Annotated in this window: 19 protein-coding genes; 12 read left to right on the forward strand and 7 right to left on the reverse strand. The window is 71.2% G+C overall.

Annotated features, from left to right (window positions below):
* Positions 1-21: 21 nt before the first annotated feature.
* Positions 22-1,926, reverse strand: coding sequence for a family 2A encapsulin nanocompartment cargo protein cysteine desulfurase (locus ACIQPR_RS22450; RefSeq protein WP_403651001.1), 1,905 nt, complete (start codon positions 1,924-1,926; stop codon positions 22-24).
* 2 nt (positions 1,927-1,928) lie between these two features.
* A complete protein-coding gene (locus ACIQPR_RS22455) occupies positions 1,929-2,867 on the reverse strand; it encodes a family 2A encapsulin nanocompartment shell protein (RefSeq protein ID WP_403651003.1) in 939 nt (312 codons plus the stop codon).
* Positions 2,868-3,048: 181 nt separating this feature from the next.
* Between ACIQPR_RS22455 and ACIQPR_RS22460 the strand changes: the two genes are divergently transcribed.
* Positions 3,049-3,951 (forward strand): LysR family transcriptional regulator, encoded by a 903-nt coding sequence (locus ACIQPR_RS22460; RefSeq protein ID WP_403651005.1) that lies wholly within the window; start codon positions 3,049-3,051, stop codon positions 3,949-3,951.
* A gap of 5 nt (positions 3,952-3,956) precedes the next feature.
* Here the strand turns inward: ACIQPR_RS22460 and ACIQPR_RS22465 are convergent, their stop codons facing one another.
* Positions 3,957-4,415: a hypothetical protein gene (locus ACIQPR_RS22465; RefSeq protein WP_403651006.1), complete on the reverse strand. Its 459-nt coding sequence runs from the start codon at positions 4,413-4,415 to the stop codon at positions 3,957-3,959.
* Positions 4,416-4,561: 146 nt separating this feature from the next.
* On the opposite strand from ACIQPR_RS22465, the gene ACIQPR_RS22470 reads away from it, so the two are divergent.
* Together ACIQPR_RS22470 and ACIQPR_RS22475 are read left to right on the forward strand one after the other, a co-directional pair.
* Positions 4,562-5,104 carry a VOC family protein gene (locus ACIQPR_RS22470; RefSeq protein WP_403651008.1) on the forward strand — a complete coding sequence of 181 codons (543 nt, stop codon included), beginning with the start codon at positions 4,562-4,564 and terminating at the stop codon, positions 5,102-5,104.
* Positions 5,105-5,130: 26 nt separating this feature from the next.
* The gene (locus ACIQPR_RS22475; protein ID WP_403651009.1) at positions 5,131-6,720 is read left to right on the forward strand and encodes an FAD-dependent oxidoreductase; all 1,590 of its coding nucleotides are present in this window, start codon (positions 5,131-5,133) and stop codon (positions 6,718-6,720) included.
* Positions 6,721-6,796: 76 nt separating this feature from the next.
* Here the strand turns inward: ACIQPR_RS22475 and ACIQPR_RS22480 are convergent, their stop codons facing one another.
* On the reverse strand, positions 6,797-7,780 hold the full coding sequence (locus ACIQPR_RS22480) for an NAD(P)/FAD-dependent oxidoreductase (protein ID WP_403651011.1): 984 nt from the start codon (positions 7,778-7,780) through the stop codon (positions 6,797-6,799).
* A gap of 238 nt (positions 7,781-8,018) precedes the next feature.
* Between ACIQPR_RS22480 and ACIQPR_RS22485 the strand changes: the two genes are divergently transcribed.
* Positions 8,019-8,300 (forward strand): ferredoxin, encoded by a 282-nt coding sequence (locus ACIQPR_RS22485; protein WP_245607994.1) that lies wholly within the window; start codon positions 8,019-8,021, stop codon positions 8,298-8,300.
* A gap of 58 nt (positions 8,301-8,358) precedes the next feature.
* On the forward strand, positions 8,359-9,786 hold the full coding sequence (locus ACIQPR_RS22490; RefSeq protein WP_403651013.1) for an SRPBCC family protein: 1,428 nt from the start codon (positions 8,359-8,361) through the stop codon (positions 9,784-9,786).
* A gap of 80 nt (positions 9,787-9,866) precedes the next feature.
* Here the strand turns inward: ACIQPR_RS22490 and ACIQPR_RS22495 are convergent, their stop codons facing one another.
* Positions 9,867-10,337: a cupin domain-containing protein gene (locus tag ACIQPR_RS22495; RefSeq protein WP_262060166.1), complete on the reverse strand. Its 471-nt coding sequence runs from the start codon at positions 10,335-10,337 to the stop codon at positions 9,867-9,869.
* Between the two features lie 100 nt (positions 10,338-10,437).
* Here ACIQPR_RS22495 and ACIQPR_RS22500 point away from each other — a divergent pair, with 100 nt between their 5' ends.
* The 4 genes from ACIQPR_RS22500 to ACIQPR_RS22515 all read left to right on the forward strand — a co-directional run bounded on the left by ACIQPR_RS22500 (position 10,438) and on the right by ACIQPR_RS22515 (position 16,129).
* On the forward strand, positions 10,438-10,905 hold the full coding sequence (locus tag ACIQPR_RS22500) for a hypothetical protein (RefSeq protein ID WP_403651015.1): 468 nt from the start codon (positions 10,438-10,440) through the stop codon (positions 10,903-10,905).
* Positions 10,906-11,285: 380 nt separating this feature from the next.
* Complete coding sequence (locus tag ACIQPR_RS22505) at positions 11,286-12,557, forward strand: ABC transporter substrate-binding protein (protein WP_403651017.1); 1,272 nt, start codon at positions 11,286-11,288, stop codon at positions 12,555-12,557.
* Positions 12,558-12,587: 30 nt separating this feature from the next.
* Complete coding sequence (locus ACIQPR_RS22510) at positions 12,588-15,401, forward strand: ATP-binding cassette domain-containing protein (RefSeq protein ID WP_403651018.1); 2,814 nt, start codon at positions 12,588-12,590, stop codon at positions 15,399-15,401.
* A complete protein-coding gene (locus ACIQPR_RS22515; protein ID WP_403651020.1) occupies positions 15,398-16,129 on the forward strand; it encodes an ABC transporter ATP-binding protein in 732 nt (243 codons plus the stop codon). Before ACIQPR_RS22510 ends, ACIQPR_RS22515 begins: the two co-directional genes overlap by 4 nt.
* A 57-nt stretch (positions 16,130-16,186) precedes the next feature.
* Here the strand turns inward: ACIQPR_RS22515 and ACIQPR_RS22520 are convergent, their stop codons facing one another.
* Entirely contained in the window at positions 16,187-17,032 is an 846-nt protein-coding gene (locus ACIQPR_RS22520; RefSeq protein WP_403651022.1) for an MOSC domain-containing protein, read from the reverse strand.
* A 60-nt stretch (positions 17,033-17,092) separates the two neighbouring features.
* Positions 17,093-17,782 carry a M24 family metallopeptidase gene (locus ACIQPR_RS22525; RefSeq protein ID WP_403651024.1) on the reverse strand — a complete coding sequence of 230 codons (690 nt, stop codon included), beginning with the start codon at positions 17,780-17,782 and terminating at the stop codon, positions 17,093-17,095.
* Positions 17,783-17,945: 163 nt separating this feature from the next.
* Between ACIQPR_RS22525 and ACIQPR_RS22530 the strand changes: the two genes are divergently transcribed.
* The 3 genes from ACIQPR_RS22530 (at position 17,946) to ACIQPR_RS22540 (ending at position 20,214) form a co-directional block, all read left to right on the forward strand.
* Entirely contained in the window at positions 17,946-18,365 is a 420-nt protein-coding gene (locus ACIQPR_RS22530; protein WP_403651026.1) for a molybdopterin-binding protein, read from the forward strand.
* A gap of 168 nt (positions 18,366-18,533) precedes the next feature.
* On the forward strand, positions 18,534-19,190 hold the full coding sequence (locus ACIQPR_RS22535) for a molybdopterin-dependent oxidoreductase (protein ID WP_403651027.1): 657 nt from the start codon (positions 18,534-18,536) through the stop codon (positions 19,188-19,190).
* A 10-nt stretch (positions 19,191-19,200) separates the two neighbouring features.
* Positions 19,201-20,214, forward strand: coding sequence for an alpha/beta fold hydrolase (locus tag ACIQPR_RS22540; protein WP_403651029.1), 1,014 nt, complete (start codon positions 19,201-19,203; stop codon positions 20,212-20,214).
* The last annotated feature ends 2 nt before the right edge of the window (positions 20,215-20,216 follow it).

Here is a 20,216-nt window from a genome sequence, read left to right on the forward strand (position 1 = left end):
GGTTCAAGAAGGGTGGTCCGACTAGCGGGTCGCACCCCGGCGGTCCGCGAGCCGCCTGACCGCCGTGATCAGCGTGTCCACCTCCGCGTGGGTGTTGTAGAAGGCGAACGAGGGCCGGACGGTGGCCTCCAGGCCGTACCGGCGCAGGATCGGCTGCGCGCAGTGGTGGCCCGAACGGACCGCGATTCCCTCCTCGTTGAGGGCGGTGCCCACCTCGGCCGGCTCGTAGCCGTCGAGGACGAACGACACGATGCTCGCCTTGTTCGGTGCCGTGCCGACCAGCCGGAGCCCGGGTACGCACCGCAGGCCTTCGGTGGCGTGCTCGACCAGGGTGTGTTCGTAGGCGGCGATGTTCGGCAGGCCGATGCGCTCGACGTAGTCGATGGCCGCGGCCAGTCCCACCGCGTCGGCGATGTTGCCGGTACCGGCCTCGAAGCGGCCCGGCGGCGGCTGGAAGGTGGACTTCTCGAAGGTGACGTCGGTGATCATGTTGCCGCCGCCCTCCCACGGAGGCATGTCCTCAAGCACCTCCCGTTTGGCGTAGAGCACTCCGATGCCGGTCGGTCCGAACAGCTTGTGCCCGGAGAAGACCAGGAAGTCCGCGTCCAGCGCCCTGACGTCGATCGGCAGGTGCGGGACGGACTGCGCCGCGTCGACGAGGACACGTGCCCCGGCCCGGTGCCCGATCTCGATGATCTCCTCGACCGGTACGACGGTGCCCAGCGCGTTCGACATCTGGGTGACCGCGACCAGCTTGGTCCGCTCCGACAGGAGCGCGGTGTACCGGTCGAGCAGCAGCTGACCGCTGTCGTCGACCGGGATCACCTTGATCACGGCACCGGTCTGCTCGGCGAGCATCTGCCAGGGCACGATGTTGGCGTGGTGCTCCAGGTGGGAGAGCACGATCTCGTCGCCCTCGCGGATGTGCGCGGGACCCCAGGCCTTGGCGACCAGGTTGATCGCCTCGGTGGTGCCCCGGACGAACACGATCTCCTCGGCGGAACCGGCCCCCACGAACCGGGCGACGGTCTTCCGCGCGCCCTCGTAGGCGTCGGTCGCGCGGGCCGCCAGTTCGTGCGCCGCGCGGTGGATGTTGGAGTTCTCCCGGGAGTAGAACTCGACCAGCCTGTCGATCACCGCCTGCGGCTTCTGCGTGGTCGCCGCGTTGTCGAGCCAGATCAGCGGACGGCCGTTGACCAGCTCGGCCAGGATCGGGAAGTCCCGCCGCACCGCGTGCACGTCGAAGCCCGGGTGCTGGTCGATCGGCAGTCCCGACGGCGCGCCCGCCGCCTCCGGTTCCTGGACGAAGTAGTACGGCGCGCTCGTCGCGGTCGGTGCCATCGCCTCAGGCAGGCGCGGCAGCCCGAGGTGCCCGAAGCCGGGGAGCTCCGGCGCCTGGGCGGGGTACCCGGCGGCCTCGGCGAGGAAGTAGTACGGCCCGGGGTCGGGGAGGTGCGGTGGCGCGGCGGGCGACGGGACCGGCGGCGGCCCCGGGGCCTCCGGCGGGACCGGTGCCTGCGGGGCAGGTCCGGCGCCGATGGGCGCGCCCACCGCGTAGGGGCTCGCCATGAACGTGGCGGGCGCGCTGGTGGGTGGCGGCCCGGACGGCGGACTCGCCCCGGCGGTGGGTGCCGGGGGCGGCGGGTCCATGGACGGCAGACCGGTGGGCAGGGGAGGCAGCGGGTCCGCGGTCGGCGTGGCCGGAAGCGGAACCGGGGCCGGTGGACCCGCGGGGACCGCGGGCGCGGACGCCGCGGCCGGTGGTCCCGCGGGGGCCGTAGCCGCTGTGGCTGCCGCGGGAGACGTGTCCGCCGCCGACTGGCCGGGGAGTGCTCGGAAGAACTCCCCGGCCATACGGCTCAACGTCTCCTCGTCCGGCAGCCACGCCGGGGCGGGTTCGTTACCGGTGGTTGAGGGCGTGGTCATGGCTACCGGTAACTCGGCGCGTAGTCATGGAACTTGTCCACCTCGACACCGTCGAGGACGGCGAGCGCGTCGTCGGTGAGGACCGCGAGCGAGCAGTAGAGGGAGATCAGGTAGGAGGCGATGGCGCTGCGGTCGATCTGCATGAAGCGCACCGACAGGCCCATTCCCTGCTCGCCGGAGAGCCCGGGCTGGAACAGTCCCACCACGCCCTGGCGGGACTCACCCGTGCGCAGCAGGATGAACTTGGTCTTGCCGTTCTCCAGCGGGACCTTGTCCGAGGGGATGATCGGCAGGCCGCGCCAGGTCAGGAACTGCGAGCCGAACATGCTGACCGTGGCCGGCGGTACGCCCCGCCGGGTGCACTCCCGGCCGAACGCGGCGATCCCCTCGGGGTGGGTGAGGAAGAAGGCGGGCTGCTTCCACACCTTCGTGATGAGGGCGTCGAGGTCGTCCGGGGTCGGCGGGCCCCCCATCGTGGAGATCCGCTGGGTGTCCGCGACGCTGGCCAGCATCCCGTACTCCGGGCTGTTGATCAGCTCGCCCTCCTGATGTTCCTTCACCGCCTCGATGGTCAGCCGCAGTTGCTGCGCGGTCTGGTTGTGCGGGCTGGAGTACAGGTCGGAGATACGGGTGTGGAGGTCCAGGACGGTCTGGACGGCCTTGAGCCGGTACTCGCGGGGCTCCCGCTCGTAGTCGACGAAGGTGTCCGGCAGCGGCGACTCGTCGTAGTTGTCGCACTCGATGCGCACCGACTCGGGGTGGACGACCTTGTTCACCCGGTAGATGCCGGCCTCGACCGGGACCCAGGACATGAGGTGCACCAGCCAGCGAGGCGTGATGGAGCTCATCTGGGGAACGGTCTTGGTGGCGTTCGCGAGGGTCCGCGCCGCGCTGTCGCTCACCGACATCGATCGCGACGGTGGATTCACAGCCGTGGTCATGCGCCATCTCCTTTCGGCGCCCGGGGTCCGGGATCCGGGCAGGCGTGAGGGGTGAGATCGCCGACGGGACACGTACGGCCGAGATCTCTCGCACCCACTATCGATTCACCGTCGCAGTGAGCCCGGTAATGGTCCAATGCGTGTTTTCGAGGCTTTCATCGACGCGGTCTATGATTCGCGAATGATCGACTTGAGTCGGTTGCGCGTCCTGGTCGCCGTCGCCCGCGAGGGTTCGATCACGGCAGCCGCCGAGGCGCTGCACTACGCACAGCCTTCGGTGAGTCATCAACTCGCCAAGCTGGAGGCCGAGGTCGGGGTTCCGCTGTTGCAGCGGATGGGGCGCGGGATCCGGCTCACCGACGCCGGCCGGCTGCTGGTGGACCGGGCCGAGTCGATCCTCGCGCAGGTGGAGTCGGTGCACGCGGAACTGGACGAGTTGGCCGGACTGCGCACCGGCCGGGTCCGGCTGGCGGCCTTTCCCTCCGCGCTGGCCACCCTGGTGCCGCTCGCCGCCGCCCGCGTGTCCGCCGAGCATCCCGCCGTCGGGCTGACCCTGCGGGAGGCCGAACCGCCCGACGCGCTCACCGCTCTGCGCAACAACGACGTGGACGTGGCGCTGATCTTCGAGCACGGCGATCCGCCCCAGCGCGACCGCCGCGACACCACGATGATCCCGCTGCTCGACGAGCCGTTGTACATCGTGACCCCGGCGGACCGGTGCTGGGACGGCCCCCGGGCGGAGCTGGCCACCTATGCCGACGCGCGCTGGATCGCCGGGTGCGAACGCTGCCGCGAGCATCTCGTCGCGGCCTGCGGGCGGGCCGGGTTCGAGCCGGTGGTCGAGTTCGAGACCGACGACTACGTGGCCGTGCAGGCGCTGGTCGCGGCCGGTCTCGGGGTGAGCCTGCTGCCGGGCCTCACGCTGTTGGCCAACAGGCATCCCGGGGTGCGCCTCCACCCCGTCCCGGGAATGCGCCGCCAGGTCGTGGCCGCCGTCCACGGCAAACCGCCCGCGTCCCAGCCCGCCCAGGTGCTCCTCGACGCGCTCGCCATGACCGTCACCGAACCGGAATGGCCGTCCTGACCTGCTCAGTCCTCGCCGGGACCGGCGGCGATCCAGTCGGTCACCCGCCGTACGTACTCCCGGTACGCGGACCGCGCGGCGGCCACGATCGCGGGGACCCGCTCGGGTTCGGTGTCCAGGTACAGCTGGACGAGGACGTGGTGCGGGCCGTCCGCCGGAGCGAGGGCGCCGGCCAGTTCGGCGTCGATGATGCCGGCCTCCTCGGCCGCGCCGAACGAGGTCGCCGGTGTGCCTGGTGAATGGCCCGGTAGCGCGGCCGAGTTGACGGCCGCGGCGAGGTCGTACAGGAGCGCCAGGATGCGTTCGATGACGAGCCCGGCTCCCGGATCGGCGGCCAGGCGGGCGCTGTCCAGCGCTTCGAGCCCGTCGAGCTGGCCGACCGACTTGCGCATGGTGATGAGCCGGTGCTCGATCGACGCCCGGTCCACGGGCAGGTGAGCCGCTCCCGCGCTGGATGTGGTCATCGCCGCATCGTGCCACGGGGGTTCCGGGCCGGGGCCGCCGATTCCGTCTGGTGGGACATCCGGTGGACGGTCCCGGGCGGCGGGTGGACAGTCGGTGCCCCGTGGTCCGCCGGGCCAGCCAGAGCAGGGGGTGCCGAGTGCGGTCGTTGAGTGACCTCTTCCGCAATTTCATGCAGTTGGGATACGTGACGGACGACATCGACGCGGCGGCCACGTTCCTCGAATCGAGGCTCGGGACCGTGCGGTGCGTCAAGCACTTCAAGTCCTCGCTGGGCGGCGGCCGTCCGCCGGTCGGGGCCGGTGCCCCGCGCGCGCCCTTCGTGGTGGTGGACGGAACGCCCGCCGACGAATGGGTCATCGACGTGGCGCTGGTCAACGCCGGGCCCACCAACCTGGAGATCATCCGCCCGGTCGGCGGCGCGGTCGACCTCTATCGCGGCGCGGTCCGGCCCGGGGAACCGGCGACGCTCCATCATCTGGGCTTCCGCGTCGCCGACTTCGACGAGGCGTCCGCGATCGTCGCCGCGAGCGGCCGGACCTGGAAGCAGTACGGGGACAGCGGTGGCATCCGGTTCGGCTATCTCGACATGACGGCCGAACTCGGCCACTACGTCGAGGTGATGGAGCTGGACGAGGCATCCGCCCAGGGGTTCGCACACCTTGAGGCCGCGTCGAACGCGGGCCGTTGACAAGGGAATTGGGGAGAGGAAACGGCATGAGCGACGAAGGCACAGCCGATACCTACGACGTCGTGGTCGTCGGCTCGGGCGCGGGGCTCGTCGGCGCGTACGCGGCGGCCTCCCGCGGACTCCGTACGCTGGTCATCGAGAAGACGGAGTACGTCGGCGGGACCACGGCCTACTCGGGCGCCGGGATCTGGCTGCCCGGCAACGCGGCCGAGCAGCGGGCCGGGGTCGAGGACGGTCCCGATGTCGCCCGGCCCTATCTCGACGCGATCGTCGGCGACGACTCGCCGGCCGCGCTGCGGGAGGCCTTCCTGCGGGCGGGGCCGGTCCTGATCGAGGAGTTGGAGCGCAATCCGCGGTTCGGGCAGTTCGTCTGGCAGGGCGTGCCGGACTATTTCGCCGGGCGGCCGGGGAGCCTGCCGCAGGGGCGCACCATCTTCCCCCCGGACCTCGACCGGTCCGAACTCGGCGCGCTGGAACCGCTGGTGCGCAGGCCGCTGTGGACGGAACGCTGGGGTGTCGAGGTCGGTCCGAGGATGATCGGCGGGCAGGCCCTGATCGGCCGGGCGCTGCTCGCGTTCACCGAGACGGGCAACGGCACCGTGCGGACCGGCACCGGGCTGACGCGCCTCCTGGTCGAGGACGGCGCGGTCGTCGGCGTCGAGGCCCTGAGCGGCGGCGAGTCGGTCGAGTTCCGGGCCCGCCGGGGCGTCCTGCTCGCGGCCGGCGGCTATGAGCGCAACGGCGAGCTGCGCGAGCGGTTCCAGCCCGGAGTCGGCGACGAGTGGACCCAGGGCTGCCCGGGCAACACCGGCGACGCCCTCCTCGCGGGCATGGACATCGGCGCGGCGACGGACCTGCTCGACGAGTCCTGGTTCGCACCGGGCCTGGTCGTGCCCGACACCCGCCCGGTGTTCTACACGTCGGTCTGGAGCGGCATTTGGGTCAACGCGGCCGGGCAGCGCTACATGAACGAGCGGCTGCCCTACGACCGCGCCGGTCACGAGATGCTGGAGGCGCACAGGTCGTCGGGCGTGTCGCACCTGCCGACGCACTGGGTGTTCGACCAGCGGCAGCTCGACAACCGGAGGGCGTTCGCCGGGCTGCCGGTCGCACCGCAGGTGCCGGGCTGGTTCGAGGTCGAGAAGTTCCTGGCCGCCGGTGTGCTCAAGCGGGCCGACACGCTGGAGGAGCTGGCGGAGTCGATCGGTGTGCCGCCGGGTGCGCTGACCGAGAGCGTCGAGCGGTTCAACGGGTACGCCCGCGGCGGCAAGGACGAGGAGTTCGGTCGCGGTGAGGATCCCTGGGACCTGATGATCACGCACATGGCGGGGGCCCACACCGACGGGCCCAACCCCTGCCTCGGGGTGATCGACAAGCCGCCGTACTACGCGGCCTCGATCGTGCTGTCCGACCTGGGGACCAAGGGCGGACTCAGGACGGACGAGCGTGCGCGGGTGCTGCGGCCGGACGGCTCGGTGATCGCCGGGCTGTACGCGTCCGGGAACACGATGGCGCCGATGTCCGGCCGGATCTACCCGGGCGCGGGCGGTCCCGTGGGTTCGTCGATGGCGTTCTCCTACATCGCCGCCGTCGACATGGCCGACGGGAGCCGCTAGGCACGAGACGTGCGTGAATCCGCTGCCGCCCGGCTCCCTCTCGAAAGGTGCGTATTCGAGAGGGAGCCGAGCGGGTTCAGGCGGACTCGGTGGAGTGGCCGGGGAACAGGGACAGCGCGGGGTCCAGGGCGACGGCCGCGTTGTTGACCGCCGTCGCCACCTCGCCGAAGCCCACGGACATCAGGCGGACCTTGCCGGGGTAGGCCGTGACGTCGCCGGCCGCGTAGATCCGCTCGACCGTGGTGCGCATCCTGGTGTCGACGACGATGGTGCGCCGCTCCAGTCGCACGCCCCAGTCGGCGAGCGGCCCGAGGTTGCTGATGAACCCGAGCGCGGCCACGACCGCGTCGACCTCCAGCACCCGGGCCTCGGCCTCCCCGTCCACGCGCACATGCGCCCGGCGCAGCCGCTCGTCGCCGGCCAGGGTCTCCACCTGGGCGTTGGTGACGATGCCGACCCCGCGCTCGTGCAGTTCGCGGACGCTCGCCGCGTGGGCCCGGAAGGTGCCGCGGCGGTGCACGAGGGTCACCGAGCGGGCGACCGGGTGCAGGGCGAGGGCCCAGTCGACGGCGCTGTCCCCGCCGCCGACGACGAGGACGTCACGGCCGGTGTGTTCGGCCGGGTCGGGCACGAAGTAGCTCAGTCCCCGGTCGAGGAACTCCTCACCGGCCGGCAGGGTCCGCGGGGTGAACGTGCCGATGCCCGCGGTCAGTACGACCGCTCCCGCGTCGACCGTCACGCCGTCGGAGAGGGTCACTTGCGGTCGTCCGTCCGCCGCGTGCGCGAGGCCGACCGCCTGGCGGCCCAGGAGGTACGTCGGACCGAACGCGTCGGCCTGGTCCTTGAGGGCGGTGACGACGTCGCGGCCACGGGTGCCGGGGACGGCGGCGATGTCACGGATCTCCTTCTCCGGGTAGAGCGCGGTGATCTGGCCGCCGCACTGCGGCAGCGCGTCGACCAGGACGGTCCGCAGCCCGCGGAAGCCCGCGCAGTAGGCGCCGTAGAGCCCGATCGGGCCGGCGCCGACGATGAGGATGTCTGTGGTCACGGTCTCGGCCACGGGCCGGCCTCCTGGGCGTGGTGGGCGGGGGGCGGTCGCGGACGTCGGCCTGCGACGGCCGGTCGAGTGTAGGAGGCGTGCGACCAGGGGTGTCGGTGCCGGTCCCGGTTGATGGGACGGGCGGTGGACGGTCCGGGGCGCCGCGTGGAGAGTCGTCCTGACCGCCACCGCGAGGACGGGCCGACGTCCGTACGCCCTGTGGTGCCGGGAGCTTTCCGTGGACGAGGAGGCAGGGCCCGTGAGCGATGAGGTGCGGGTGTGGATCGACCAGAAGCTGTGCACGGGTGACGGCCTGTGCACGCAGTACGCCCCCGACGTCTTCGAGTTCGGCGACGACGGGCTGGCCTACGTCAAGGACGCCCCGGACGGGGAGTTGCTGACGCCGGAGGGCGCGCAGGCCGATGTGTCGGAGCGGCTGCGCCTGGACGTGATCGACGCCGCCGACGAGTGCCCGGGCAACTGCATCCACGTGGTGCGGCGCGCCGACGGGACCGAGGTCGCCGGGCCCGACGCCGGCTGACCTCACCGTGCGGCCCGCCGGAGCCGTACCCGTATGTCGAGTGGAGGAGTGGTGATCGGTGTCTGCCGTGGTTGAGCCCCAAGTGGTCCGCCGTGTCCCGTGGTTCGAGGGCGATGTGCCGCCCGAGAAGGTCCCGGAGAAGTACCGGCTCTCGCGTGCCTTCGTGCCCAAGGGGCGTTATCTGGACCCCGAGTTCCTCAAGCTGGAGCTGGAGAAGGTGTTCACCCGGGCCTGGTTGATGGCCTGCCGGGTGGAGGAACTGCCGGGTGTCGGCTGTTTCGTCGAGTACGAGATCGGTGGTCATTCGATCCTGATCGTGCGGGAGGCCAAGGACTCGATCCGCGCCTATTTCAACGCGTGCCGGCATCGCGGTACGCGGCTGGCGCGCGGCCGGGGCCGGGTGGGTTCCCTCATCTGCCCCTTCCACGGCTGGCGTTGGAACCTGGACGGTTCGATCCGGCTGGTCCTGGACCGCGAGGAGTTCGTGCCGCGCTCGGACGACGACCTCGGTCTGGTGCGGGTGCGGGCCGAGCAGTGGGGCGGGTTCGTGTTCATCAACATGGACCCCGACGCGAAGCCGCTGCTCGAATACCTCGACCCGATCCCGCGGATCTTCGCGCCGTTCCAGTTCGAGCACATGCGTTACCGGTGGCACAAGAGCGTTCCGCTGCCGTGCAATTGGAAGACCGCCCTGGACGGGTTCCTTGAGGCGTATCACGTGGCGGGGACGCATCCGCAGCTGTACCGCTTCGACAAGTCGAACACCAACATCGCCTCGATGAAGGAACTTGAGAACCGGATGTGGGCGCCGACGACCGTGTACGAGCGGCACGCCCACTATTCGAGTGTCGGCCCGAAGAAGAAGGACACCGCCAAGGACCCGGCGAACCGGGGCACGGGCGGGGTGACCGACGAGCGGCTGAGCGTCGCGCTGAGCGTGCAGTACATCGCCGACGACATGCGCGGTCTGGAGAACGAGCGGAGCTGGCGGGCGGCCGAGGCGCTGAAGACGGCGGAGGTGCCGGAGGGGATGACCGCCGGTCAGTACTACATGCGGCTGTACAAGGAGTTGTCGCTCGCCGAGGGCTACGACTGGCCCGACATCACGCCCCAGCAGTGGGCGGAGGCCGGTACGGCGTGGAACGTGTTCCCGAACACGATCCTGCTGCCCAACCAGGGTTCGGTCTTCGGTTACCGGGCGCGGCCGGACGGCTTCGACCCGGACCGCTGTGTCTTCGAGATCTTCAGCCTGGACCAGGTCCCGGTCGCCGACTACGACAAGAAGCGGGATTTCCAGCCGCAGTACTTCGAGGACTTCCGCGAGGCCGATCTCGGGGAGATCTTCACCCAGGACCTGATGAACGCCAAGGAGGTCACGGTGGGCATGCACTCCCCCAGCTTCGACGGCCACCGGCTGAGCGAGGAGCAGGAGATGACCATCTACAACCACCACCGGGTCGCCGACCGGTTCCTCTGGACTGACTGACCCGTTGGACGGACCGACCCGTCCGGCGTCCGATCCGTGGTCCCGGCTCGCACGAGCCGGGACACGATCGTGTCGGCGGTCTACCGCCGGACCCAGCCGACGTCGTGCCAGTACGTCTCCAACTCCCGTACCGGCTTGGGCCAGGTCTCGATGTAGGTGACGCCCTCGGGCCCCGCCGTCATCGTGTACGGCGTGCCGGCCCGGCTGAGGAACACGTCTCCCGGGCCCACCCGCACGGTCTGCGGCTCGCCCGACTCGTAGTGCTCGATGTGGTATTCGCCGGCGAAGACGAAGAGCATCTCGTCGACGTTGTGGTGGTGCCGGGGCACCGTGAAGTTCGGCCGCACGCGCAGCGGGTTGCGGTTGAAGCGCGGGATGTCGATCGGCTTCGTGGTCACCCACATCGCGCCGTCGAAGGTAGCCGCGAAGTCCACGGGCGCGTCCCGCAGCAGACCGCCGTCGTTCCAGAAGTACTGCGGATGGCCCTGCTGTTCCAGGCCCATGGGAACCCAGTCCGCGTCTTCCACCAGATCACCGAAGGTAAGAGTCACGCGGTGACCGTACGCACGGCCGGAGGCGGTGTCGCCGACAGGTCCCGGCCAACGGGATTCACGTATGACACGCCCAGCCCCGCTGCCCAGTATCGGTTTCATGGGAATCGAGTCTTTCAACCTGCTGTCGGACGAGGGCTGGATCGAGCTGCCGGTCGACCAGTCCGCACCCACGTATCTGTGGCACGGAGGCGGTCTGCTGGCCGACGCTCCGGTCGACATGGAGCAGACCTTCAAGGGCAACATGTGGTGGTCGACCAAGGTCGACCCGTCGTTCAACATCAACGGGCTGCGCTGCGCCCCGCACTTCGCGGTGCCCCGGCACCACCACAACCTCGACGAGCTGATCATCGTCTTCGGCGGGGAGTTCCACGTCGCCTGGGGCGAGGACGGGACCGAGGGCAGCCGCACGGTCGGACCCGGCGAGTTCTGGATCAGCAAGGCCGGAACTCCCTATCTGATGACGGCAGGCGCCGAGGGCGTGACCTACGCGGAGACCTGGCCGGAACCGATGGAGAACCTGGAGACGTACTGGCACGACGCGGGCTGGGTCCACCGCGACCGCTGACCCGACCCCCGCAGACCCAGCCTCCGCTGGCTCAACCTCACCATTCCGTCCCCTCATTACAAGCACGACGGCGACCGAACGGCGGACAACCACAACAGCTCGCGTACGACCCATTCCGGCCGACTGCAATTACGTATACTCTTCTTGCTCACGGGCCGGTACTGCGGGGAGCCGCGGGTGAGCCGGTCCGTCTCGTCGCCGGTCGTGACGTCCACGCCACGCCGGCCGACATGGTCTGCCGCGGCACCCGGCCCTCGTGCCGTTCGACATCCGCTCGCGGCTCTCTCTTCACTTTCTCGGACGGCGGTCCCGCCGCGCGGTGCCGCCGTCCGCTGATCGCTGCGAGTGCCGGGCACTCGCCGACACGTTGGGAAGCGGACATGATCGAGTCGGTCGGACGGGCACTCTCCACACCCCGGGCGCGCGTGTCACTCGCGCTGGTGTCGACCACTGTGCTGCTCGCGGGCTGCGGCGGCGGCGCGAGCGGCACGGCCACGGCGGCCGGCACACGGATCCCGGCCGCGCTGGCCAGCGCGTTCCCCGGTCACAAGGCCACCGGAACTCCGGTCAGGATCGGGCTCATCACCAACGAGGGCGGCTCGGCGATCAGCCAGCCCGAGACCCGCGAGGCCGCCGAGGCGGCGATGAAGTACGCCAACGCCAACCTCGGCGGCATCGCGGGCAGGCCCATCGCCCTCACGATCTGCAAGACGAAGGAGGAACCGGCGACGGCCCGGGACTGCGCCAACCAGATGGTCGAGCAGAAGGTCGACGCGGTGGTCCTCACCAGCAGCGGCCTGGGCGACTCCATGGTGCCGATCGTGACGAAGGCGGGCATCCCCTGGGCGACCGCCATCGCGGCCAGCAACTCCGAGGGCACCACCGCCAACGCCTTCTCCTGGACGGGCGGTTTCCCGACGACCATGACGTCGATGGCCGCGTACGCCAAGGAGAAGGGGTACAAGAACGTCGCCGCGTTCGTGATCGACGCCCCGGCCGCGGTCAGCGGCATCGAGGCCATCGGCAAGCCGGTGTTCGCCAAGGCGGGCGTCGGGCTGCGGATCGTGACGGTGGCCGCGGGCACTCCCGACGCCTCTCCGCAGGTGAGCGCGGCGCTGCGGAACAAGCCCGACGCCGTGGCCGTGGTGGCCGACCCCACCGTGTGCACCTCCGTGCTCCAGGCCATGAGCACCCTCGGCGCGGGCATCGCCCGGATGACCGTCCAGTCGTGCGTGTCCCCCGAGGTCGTCCAGGCGGTGGGCGCGGGCATGGACGGCGTCCAGGTCTTCAGCAGCTTCGACGCCGCGAGCGACGACCCGGAGGCGCAGCTCTTCCGGCAGGTGATGAAGGAGTACAGCCCCGACACCGCGACCCAGGGGTACGCGGCGATCGGCTATCAGGGCGTACTCGGCCTGGTGCGCGCCCTGCACGGGCTGACCGGCACGGTCTCCTCGAAGACGATCACGGCGGCACTGCGCTCGGCGAAGGACGTCGTCCTGCCGGCCGGCCACGGCATCACCTTCAGCTGCGACTCCAAGGCGGTACCCGGACTGCCCGCCGCCTGCTCGGCGAAGGAGGTCACCGGCACGGTGTCCGACGGCAAGGTGAGCCAACTGCGGGTCGTCGACCCCAGCTCGCTGTTCGCGCACTAGCCCGGGCAACCAGGAGGGACGGTCTCGCCGATGAGCCAGTACGTCGTGTTTCTGTTGCTGGGGCTGGGCAGTGGGGCGGTGTTCGGCGCGCTCGCGCTGGCACTGGTGCTCACCTATCGCGGTTCCGGGGTGGTCAACTTCGCCACCGGCGCCATCGCGTTGTACAGCGCGTACACCTACGCGTTCCTGCGCCAGGGCCAGTTGCTGGTGCCGCTGCCGGGACTGCCGAAGAAGGTCGGGCTCGGCGGACCGCTCGGGCTCTTCCCGGCGGTGGTCATCTCCCTTGTGTGCGCTGCCCTGTTGGGGGTCGTGCTGTACGGGCTGGTCTTCCGGCCGCTGCGGACCGCGCCGCCGGTCGCGAAGGCCGTCGCCTCGATCGGGGTGATGCTGGTGATCCAGGCCGTGCTGGCCGCCGCCGTCGGTACGGGCGCGGTCTCGGTCAAGGCCATCCTGCCCAACGACCCGGTGTCCTGGGGCGGTTCGCTCATCCCGGGCGACCGGCTGTGGTTCGCGGCCGTCATCGTCGTCCTGACCGTTGTGCTGGCGCTGGTGTTCCGGCTGACCCGGTTCGGGCTCGCGGCCCGGGCGGTCGCGGAGTCGGAACGGGGCGCGCTGGTCAGCGGGTTGTCACCGGAGCGGATCGCCGTCGCGAACTGGGCGCTCAGCTCGGCCATCGCCGGTCTGTCCGGCATCCTCATCGCGCCGATCGTGCCCCTGGTCCCGGTGTCGTACACGCTGTTCATCGTGCCGGCCCTCGCGGCGGCGCTGGTCGGCAACTTCACCGCGCTGATCCCGGCCGTGGGCGCCGGGCTGGTGATCGGGATGCTCCAGTCGGAGGTGCAGTTCCTCCAGGGGAAGTGGTCGTGGCTGCCCCAGACCGGACTTGCCCAACTGGTGCCGCTGGCCGTCATCCTGGCCTATCTGGTGGTGCGGGGACGGCCGTTGCCCACCCGGGGCTCGCTGGTGCAGCAGGCGCTCGGCCGGGCCCCGCGCCCGGACCGGGTGCTGGTCCCGGCCGTCGTGAGCACGGCCCTGGGTGTCGTCGTGCTGCTGGCCACCCACGGCAGTATTCGGGCCGCCGTGATCACCTCGCTGACCCTGGCGGTGATCTCGCTGTCGCTGGTGGTCGTCACCGGGTTCGCCGGGCAGATCTCGCTGGCGCAGCTGACGCTGGCGGGGGTCGGCGCGTTCAGCCTGAGCAAGCTGAGCGCGGGATGGGGTATACCCTTTCCGCTCGCCCCGCTGCTGGCCGCCCTGGTGGCGATGGTGATCGGGGTCGTGATCGGGCTTCCCGCGCTGCGGATCCGCGGTCTGCCGGCCGCGGTGGTCACGGTCGCGCTGGCGGTGGCGCTGGAGGCCTTCTGGTTCCGCAACCCCGACCTCAACGGCGGCCTCGGGGGCTCCAAGATCCCCTCGCCGCACCTGTTCGGCCTCGACCTGGGCATCGGCTCGGGCGAGGACTATCCACGGCTGCCCTTCGCGCTGCTGTGTCTGCTGGTGCTGTCGCTGGTGGGCCTCGGCGTGGCGGGGCTGCGGCGCAGTCGGCTCGGTGCGGCGATGCTCGCCGTGCGCGCCAACGAGCGGTCGGCCGCGGCGGCCGGCATCGACGTCGCCCGCACGAAGATCGTCGCCTTCGCGATCGGCGCGTTCGTCGCCGGGCTCGGCGGCGCCCTCCTCGGCTACCAACAGACCGTCGCCGACGCCGAGATGTTCACCGCGATCGGCGGCCTGGGCCTGTTCGCCACCGCGTACCTGGCGGGTGTCACCGCGCTGTCGGGCGGTCTGGTGGCCGGGGTGATGGGGGCCGGCGGTCTGCTGCCGGTACTGCTCGACCGGGCCCTGTCGCTGGGCGAGTGGTACGACGTGATCATGGGCATCGGTCTCGTCCTCACTGTGATCACCAACCCCGAGGGCGTCGTCGGCCCGGCCCACGAACTGGCGGCGCGGCTGCGGCGCGCGCGCCGCCCGGCCGCCGTGGACACCGGGGACACCGGGGACAGCTCTGACGACCAGGACGCCGACGCGCTGACCGCGTCGGGGCCGGCCGCCCGTCCCCCGGTTCCCGAACCGGGCGAGGTGGTGCTCTCGGTGCGCGGGGTCGGGGTGCGCTACGGCGGTGTGGTGGCCGTCGACTCCGTCTCCTTCGAGGTGCGTTCGGGCGAGATCGTCGGCGTGATCGGGCCGAACGGGGCCGGGAAGACCACCCTGCTCGACGCGGTCAGCGGCTACCACCGCAGCACGGGAACCGTCGAGTTCGACGGCCGGGACATCTCGTCCCTGAAACCGCACCAGCGCGGCCGGGCGGGACTCGGCCGCACCTTCCAGGGCATCGAGCTCTACGAGGATCTCAGCGTCGAGGAGAACGTGCTGGTCGGGGAGGCCGCGGCCCGGCACGGCGGCGACCATGTCGGTGCGGTCCAGGGGCCGGAGCTGCGGAACCGCCTGTTCGAGACGTTGCACCTGAGCCGCTTCAGGGACCAGCCGGCCCGTGAACTCTCGCAGGGCAGGCGGCAGTTGGTGTCCATCGCGCGCGCCCTGGCGGGCCGCCCCCGGTTGTTGCTGCTGGACGAGCCGGCGGCCGGTCTGGACAGTTCCGAGAGCCGCTGGCTGGGCGACCGGCTGCGGGCCGTGCGGGCCGACGGCGTGACCGTGCTGCTGATCGACCACGACATGGGGCTGGTGCTGGACGTGTGCGACCGGATCGTGGTGCTGGACATCGGAAAGGTGATCGCGGACGGAACTCCCGCCGAGATCAAGGCGGATCCCCGCGTCGCGACCGCCTACCTCGGCGCCGCACAGGGCGACGACGACACGACGCGGATACGTGGGGAGGTCGTCCAGTGACCGGACCGGAGCCGCTGAGGTGCGAGGGCGTGGACGCGGGCTACACGAAGGGGCGGCCGGTGGTCCGCGGCTTCGACCTGACGCTGTCGCCGGGTGAGGTCGTGGCCCTGCTGGGGCCCAACGGGGCGGGAAAGACGACCCTGTTGACGACACTCGCCGGTCTGCTGCCGCGCCTGGGCGGGAGTGTGGCCCTCGACGGCCGGGAGATCCGGAGCGGCCGGGCACGTGAGGCCGCCCGGCGGGGACTGGTCCTCGTGCCCGACGACCGTTCCCTGTTCACGCAGTTGACCGTGCGGGACAACCTCACGCTCGCGCGGCGACGGCAGGGCAGCACGGTCGACCAGGTGCTCGACTTCTTTCCGGCGCTGGGGAAACGGCTGAAGGTCGCGGCCGGTCAACTCTCCGGCGGCGAGCAGCAGATGCTGGCCCTGGGCCGGGCCATGATCCAGGATCCGCGCGTACTGCTCGTCGACGAGCTGAGCATGGGCCTGGCACCGGTCATCGTCGAGGAACTGCTGCCGGTCGTGCGACGGATCGCCGAGGACACCGGCGCGGCCGTCGTCCTGGTCGAGCAGCACGTCCGGCTGGCCTTGGACGTGGCGGACCGGGCGGTGGTCCTGGTCCACGGCACGACGGTCCTCAGCGACTCGGCCGGACGGCTCGCGGCCGATCCCGGTCTGCTGGAGCGCGCGTATCTCGGTGAGGGGGCTCCGGATCCCGTCCCGTGACCTGCGGAAGCCACCGGCTTCGCGAAGCGACCACTCCGTGCCGTCCCGTCGACCCGGTCAGGCGGCGTCCCGCAACGAGATCGGGTCGCCCACCCGTACCGTCCCCGCCTCCAGGACGTCCAGGTACACGCCCAGGCACGAGAGCCGGCCCAGGTCGAAGACCGGTACGCGGTGTTCCCGGGCGATCGCGCGCATGATGCCGGGGTCCGGCGGCAGTTCGTCGTGGCCGAGGGTGGGGACGACGCAGCGGGGCGTCGGCACCAGGACCCGGAACAGGGCCTCCCCCACCCGCAGGCACGACCCGACCCAGGCGTCCTCCGGGAAACCGGGGCCCCCGGGTGTGTCCACGACCAGGTTCGGCCGGAAGCGGCGGGCGTCGAAGTCCCCTTCGGGGCGGATGGCGCGCATCCGGTCCAGGGCCGCGGTGGTGACGAGATGGACCCGGCCGAAATCGAAGAACGTCCCCGGGGCGACCCCGCCCGTGGTGATGCTCTCCCCGGTGACATCGACGGTCGCCGACTCCCGTACGGAGTCGGGGACCCCGCCCTCGTACTCGGGCACCGCGCGTTCCAGCCGGCTGTCCTCGGGCACGACGGCCGACAGGAACACCTGGCGGCCCAGCAGTTTGGACAACTCCCCGTCCAGGTCCGGGTCCTCAACCGGGAGGGCGGTGCCGTCCGGCAGGACGACCCGCACCACGCCGGAGTCGTCGAGGCGACTCCGGCAGCGCAACAACTCGCCCCATTTGCGCGGGTGTTTGGCGCTGCCGACCGCGCCCGTCCCGTCGAGGACGGCGTACACGCGGTCGCCGGACAGCCCGCGCTCGGTGACCGCCACGGCGATCACGGCCTCGCCGACCATCGACTTCACCGGATAGCGGTACAGCGCCGCGACGGTCCCCATGGATCAACTATGCCTGCCGCACCGGCCGAGTCCCAGCGGATTCCGGGCGGCTCTCCCGCCTCAGAGGGTGAGCAGTTCCTCGTAGAAGCCGCCGAACTGCCTCTCCCGGTCGATGAGATGGACCTCCAGGATCCAGTGGCAGGCCCGGCCGGCCTTGTCGGTGCGGCGCATCGGCGTGCTGTTCTCCGGGGTGACGTACGACTCGACGTGCGCGCCCTCGATGGTCTCGTGCGGGAACTCGCCGACCAGGTGTCCGGCGTGCCAGCCGCCCAGTTCCCAGCCCGCCTTCTCGGCGAGCCGCACGACCTCGGCGTACAGGCGCTCGCCGGTGATGTCCGGCGTGCTCTCGAAGAAGCTCCGGCCGGCCGCGAACACCTTCGGCAGGTCGTCGCGCAGCCGCTGCTTGACGGGGTCCTCGCCGAGGACGAAGGTACGGCCGAAGTCGGCCTCGTACTCCTCGAAGATCGGCCCGAAGTCGGCGAAGACGATGTCGTCCGCGCCGATCACGCGGTCCGGCGGGTTCTCCTTGTACGGCGCGAGCGTGTTCGGTCCCGAGCGCACGATCCGCTTGTGCCAGTGCTTGGTGGTGCCGAACATCTCGTTCGCGAGGTCGCGGATCCGGTCGCTGACCGCGCGCTCCCCCGCGCCGGGCGCCACGAGCCCGCGCTCCTCGATCGCCGCGAAGAGCAGTTCGGCCTTGGCCTGGGCATCGAGCAGGTGCGCGGCCCGCGTGGGTTCGTCATCAGCCATGGCCCGAACCTAACCAGCCCGATCATCGTCGGCAACGGGATTCCGCATGTCGGGCGCACCGGGGGCGGTCGCCCGCGAACCGCCGCCGGAGCGGCTAGCTTGTGGAGGCACAGCCGGTGACAAATCCGGCAATACGCAACTTTCCCTTGTGAGGCGTTCCGTCATGACCTTGAGCATCCGCAACCAGATTCCCGGCACCGTCACGGCCGTCGTGCCCGGCGCGGTGATGGCGACCGTCAAGGTGCGCCTCGACGGCGGCCAGGACCTGACCGCCGCGATCACGCTGGAGGCCGTGCGGGACCTGGGGCTCGCCGAGGGCAGGGCCGTACGCGCCATGATGAAGTCCACCGAGGTCGCGCTCGCCACCGGCCGGGTGGAGGGGCTGTCCATCCGCAACCAGCTGCCCGGCACGGTGAGCGAGGTCGCGACCGGCGGGGCGATGGCCGTCGTCAAGGTCACGGTCGACGGCGGCGAGCTGACCGCCGCGATCACCAAGGACGCGGTCGGCGACCTCGGTCTGGCGGCCGGTTCACCGGTCGTCGCGCTGATCAAGTCGACCGAAGTTTCCCTGGCGACCGTCTGAGCCGCCCGGAGCCCGCCGGCGCGGCCTCGGTCCCGGGCCCGTGCCGCGCGCGGCGGCGACGCGTACCGGCGCACCCGGACCCGGCCTCGGCCGCGTCGGCCGGGAGCGCCTACGCTGCTCGGGAGAGGTAGTCGTACCCGGGTGACCGGCGAAGAAGGGACGTCCCGCGTGGCAAGCGACCGACAAGGCACGGCCGAGGCCGCCGCCGACCCGGCCCGCCGCATCCCGCCCGGCCAGCGCCTCGTACACGGCTGGCCGGTCTCGCACTACGGCCCCGTCCCCCGGTTCCGCCCCGACCGCTGGAACCTGCGGGTCCACGGCGCGACCGCCGACGGCACCGAGCACAGCTGGACCTTCGACGAACTGGCGCCCCTGCCGCATGTCACGGCCGTCGCCGACCTGCACTGCGCGTCCGGCCCGACCTCCACCGACCACGAGTGGTACGGCATCCCGGCCACCGCGCTGCTGGACCTGGTGCCGCCCGCGCCGGAGGTCACACATGTCATGGCCTGGGCGGAGTACGGCTATTCCGCCAACCTCCGCCTGGCCGACTTCACGGCGGTGCAGACCCTGCTGGCCACCCATCACAACGGCGAGCCCCTCACCGCCGAACACGGCTTCCCGCTGCGGCTGGTCGTGCCGCACCTCTACGGCTACAAGAGCCCCAAGTGGCTGCGCGCCGTCGAGTACCTCACAGAGGACCGCCGCGGATTCTGGGAGGAGCGCGGCTACCACAACATCGCCGATCCCTGGAAGGAGCAGCGCTACTCCTACCAGGAGCAGGACGAAGAGGGTGCGCGACTCGGTGATGTCGACGGCACGTAGGCTCACCCGCATGGTTGCGCAGCGCATGGTGGACGTGAACGGCATACGGCTGGAGATCGCCGAGCAGGGCGAAGGCCCGCTGGTGGTGCTCCTGCACGGCTTCCCCGAGTCGTGGCACTCCTGGCACCGCCAGTTCGGGCCGCTGGCCGACGCGGGCTTCCGGGTGGTCGCCCCCAACCAGCGGGGCTACGGCCGCAGCCACCGGCCCGAGGCGGTCGACGCGTACAGCGTCCTCCATCTCGTCGGCGATGTCGTCGGTCTGATCCAGGAGTTGGGCGAGCGGCAGGCGTACGTCGTCGGACACGACTGGGGTGCGGTGATCGCCTGGCACACCGCGCTGCTGCGCCCGGACCTGGTGCTCGGGGTGGCCGGTCTGAGCGTGCCGCCGCCCTTCCGCGGAGCGCACCCGCCGCTGGCCGTGACGCGGGAGCGGTTCGGGGGCCGCTTCTACTGGAACTACTTCGAGCGTCCCGGGGTCGCCGACGCCGAGTTCGACGCGGACATCCGCACCACGCTCCGCAAGTTCCTCTACTCCGCCTCCGCCACGGCCTCCCCCGCCGGCGAGATCATGCAGCCGCTGGTCCCCTCCGGGCGGGGCTGGCTCGCGGCCATGGAGGATCCCGAGGTGCTGCCGGACTGGCTCACCGAGGAACATCTCGACGCACTCACCGAGAGCTTCGCCGGGGGCTTCACCGGCCCGCTGAACTGGTACCGCAACCTCGACCGCAACTGGGAGCTGACCGCGCCCTGGCACAACGCCGTCGTCACCCCGCCCGCGCTGTACGTGTACGGCGACCGCGACCTCGTCCCCGCGTTCCCCGGTGCCGCCGAACTCATCGCGCAGCTGCCCGACGTGATGCCCAACCTGGTGCGCGAGCCCCTCGAACTGCCCGCCTGCGGACACTGGACCCAGCAGGAACGCCCCGACGAGGTGAACGCCGCGCTCGTCGACTTCCTGACGACCCTCGCCAAGACGGCCAACGCAACCGCAACCGCAACCGCCGGGGAACGGACCATCGGCTGATC

The organism is Streptomyces sp. NPDC091280 (genome assembly GCF_044768565.1).
Classification (GTDB): Bacteria; Actinomycetota; Actinomycetes; order Streptomycetales; family Streptomycetaceae; genus Streptomyces.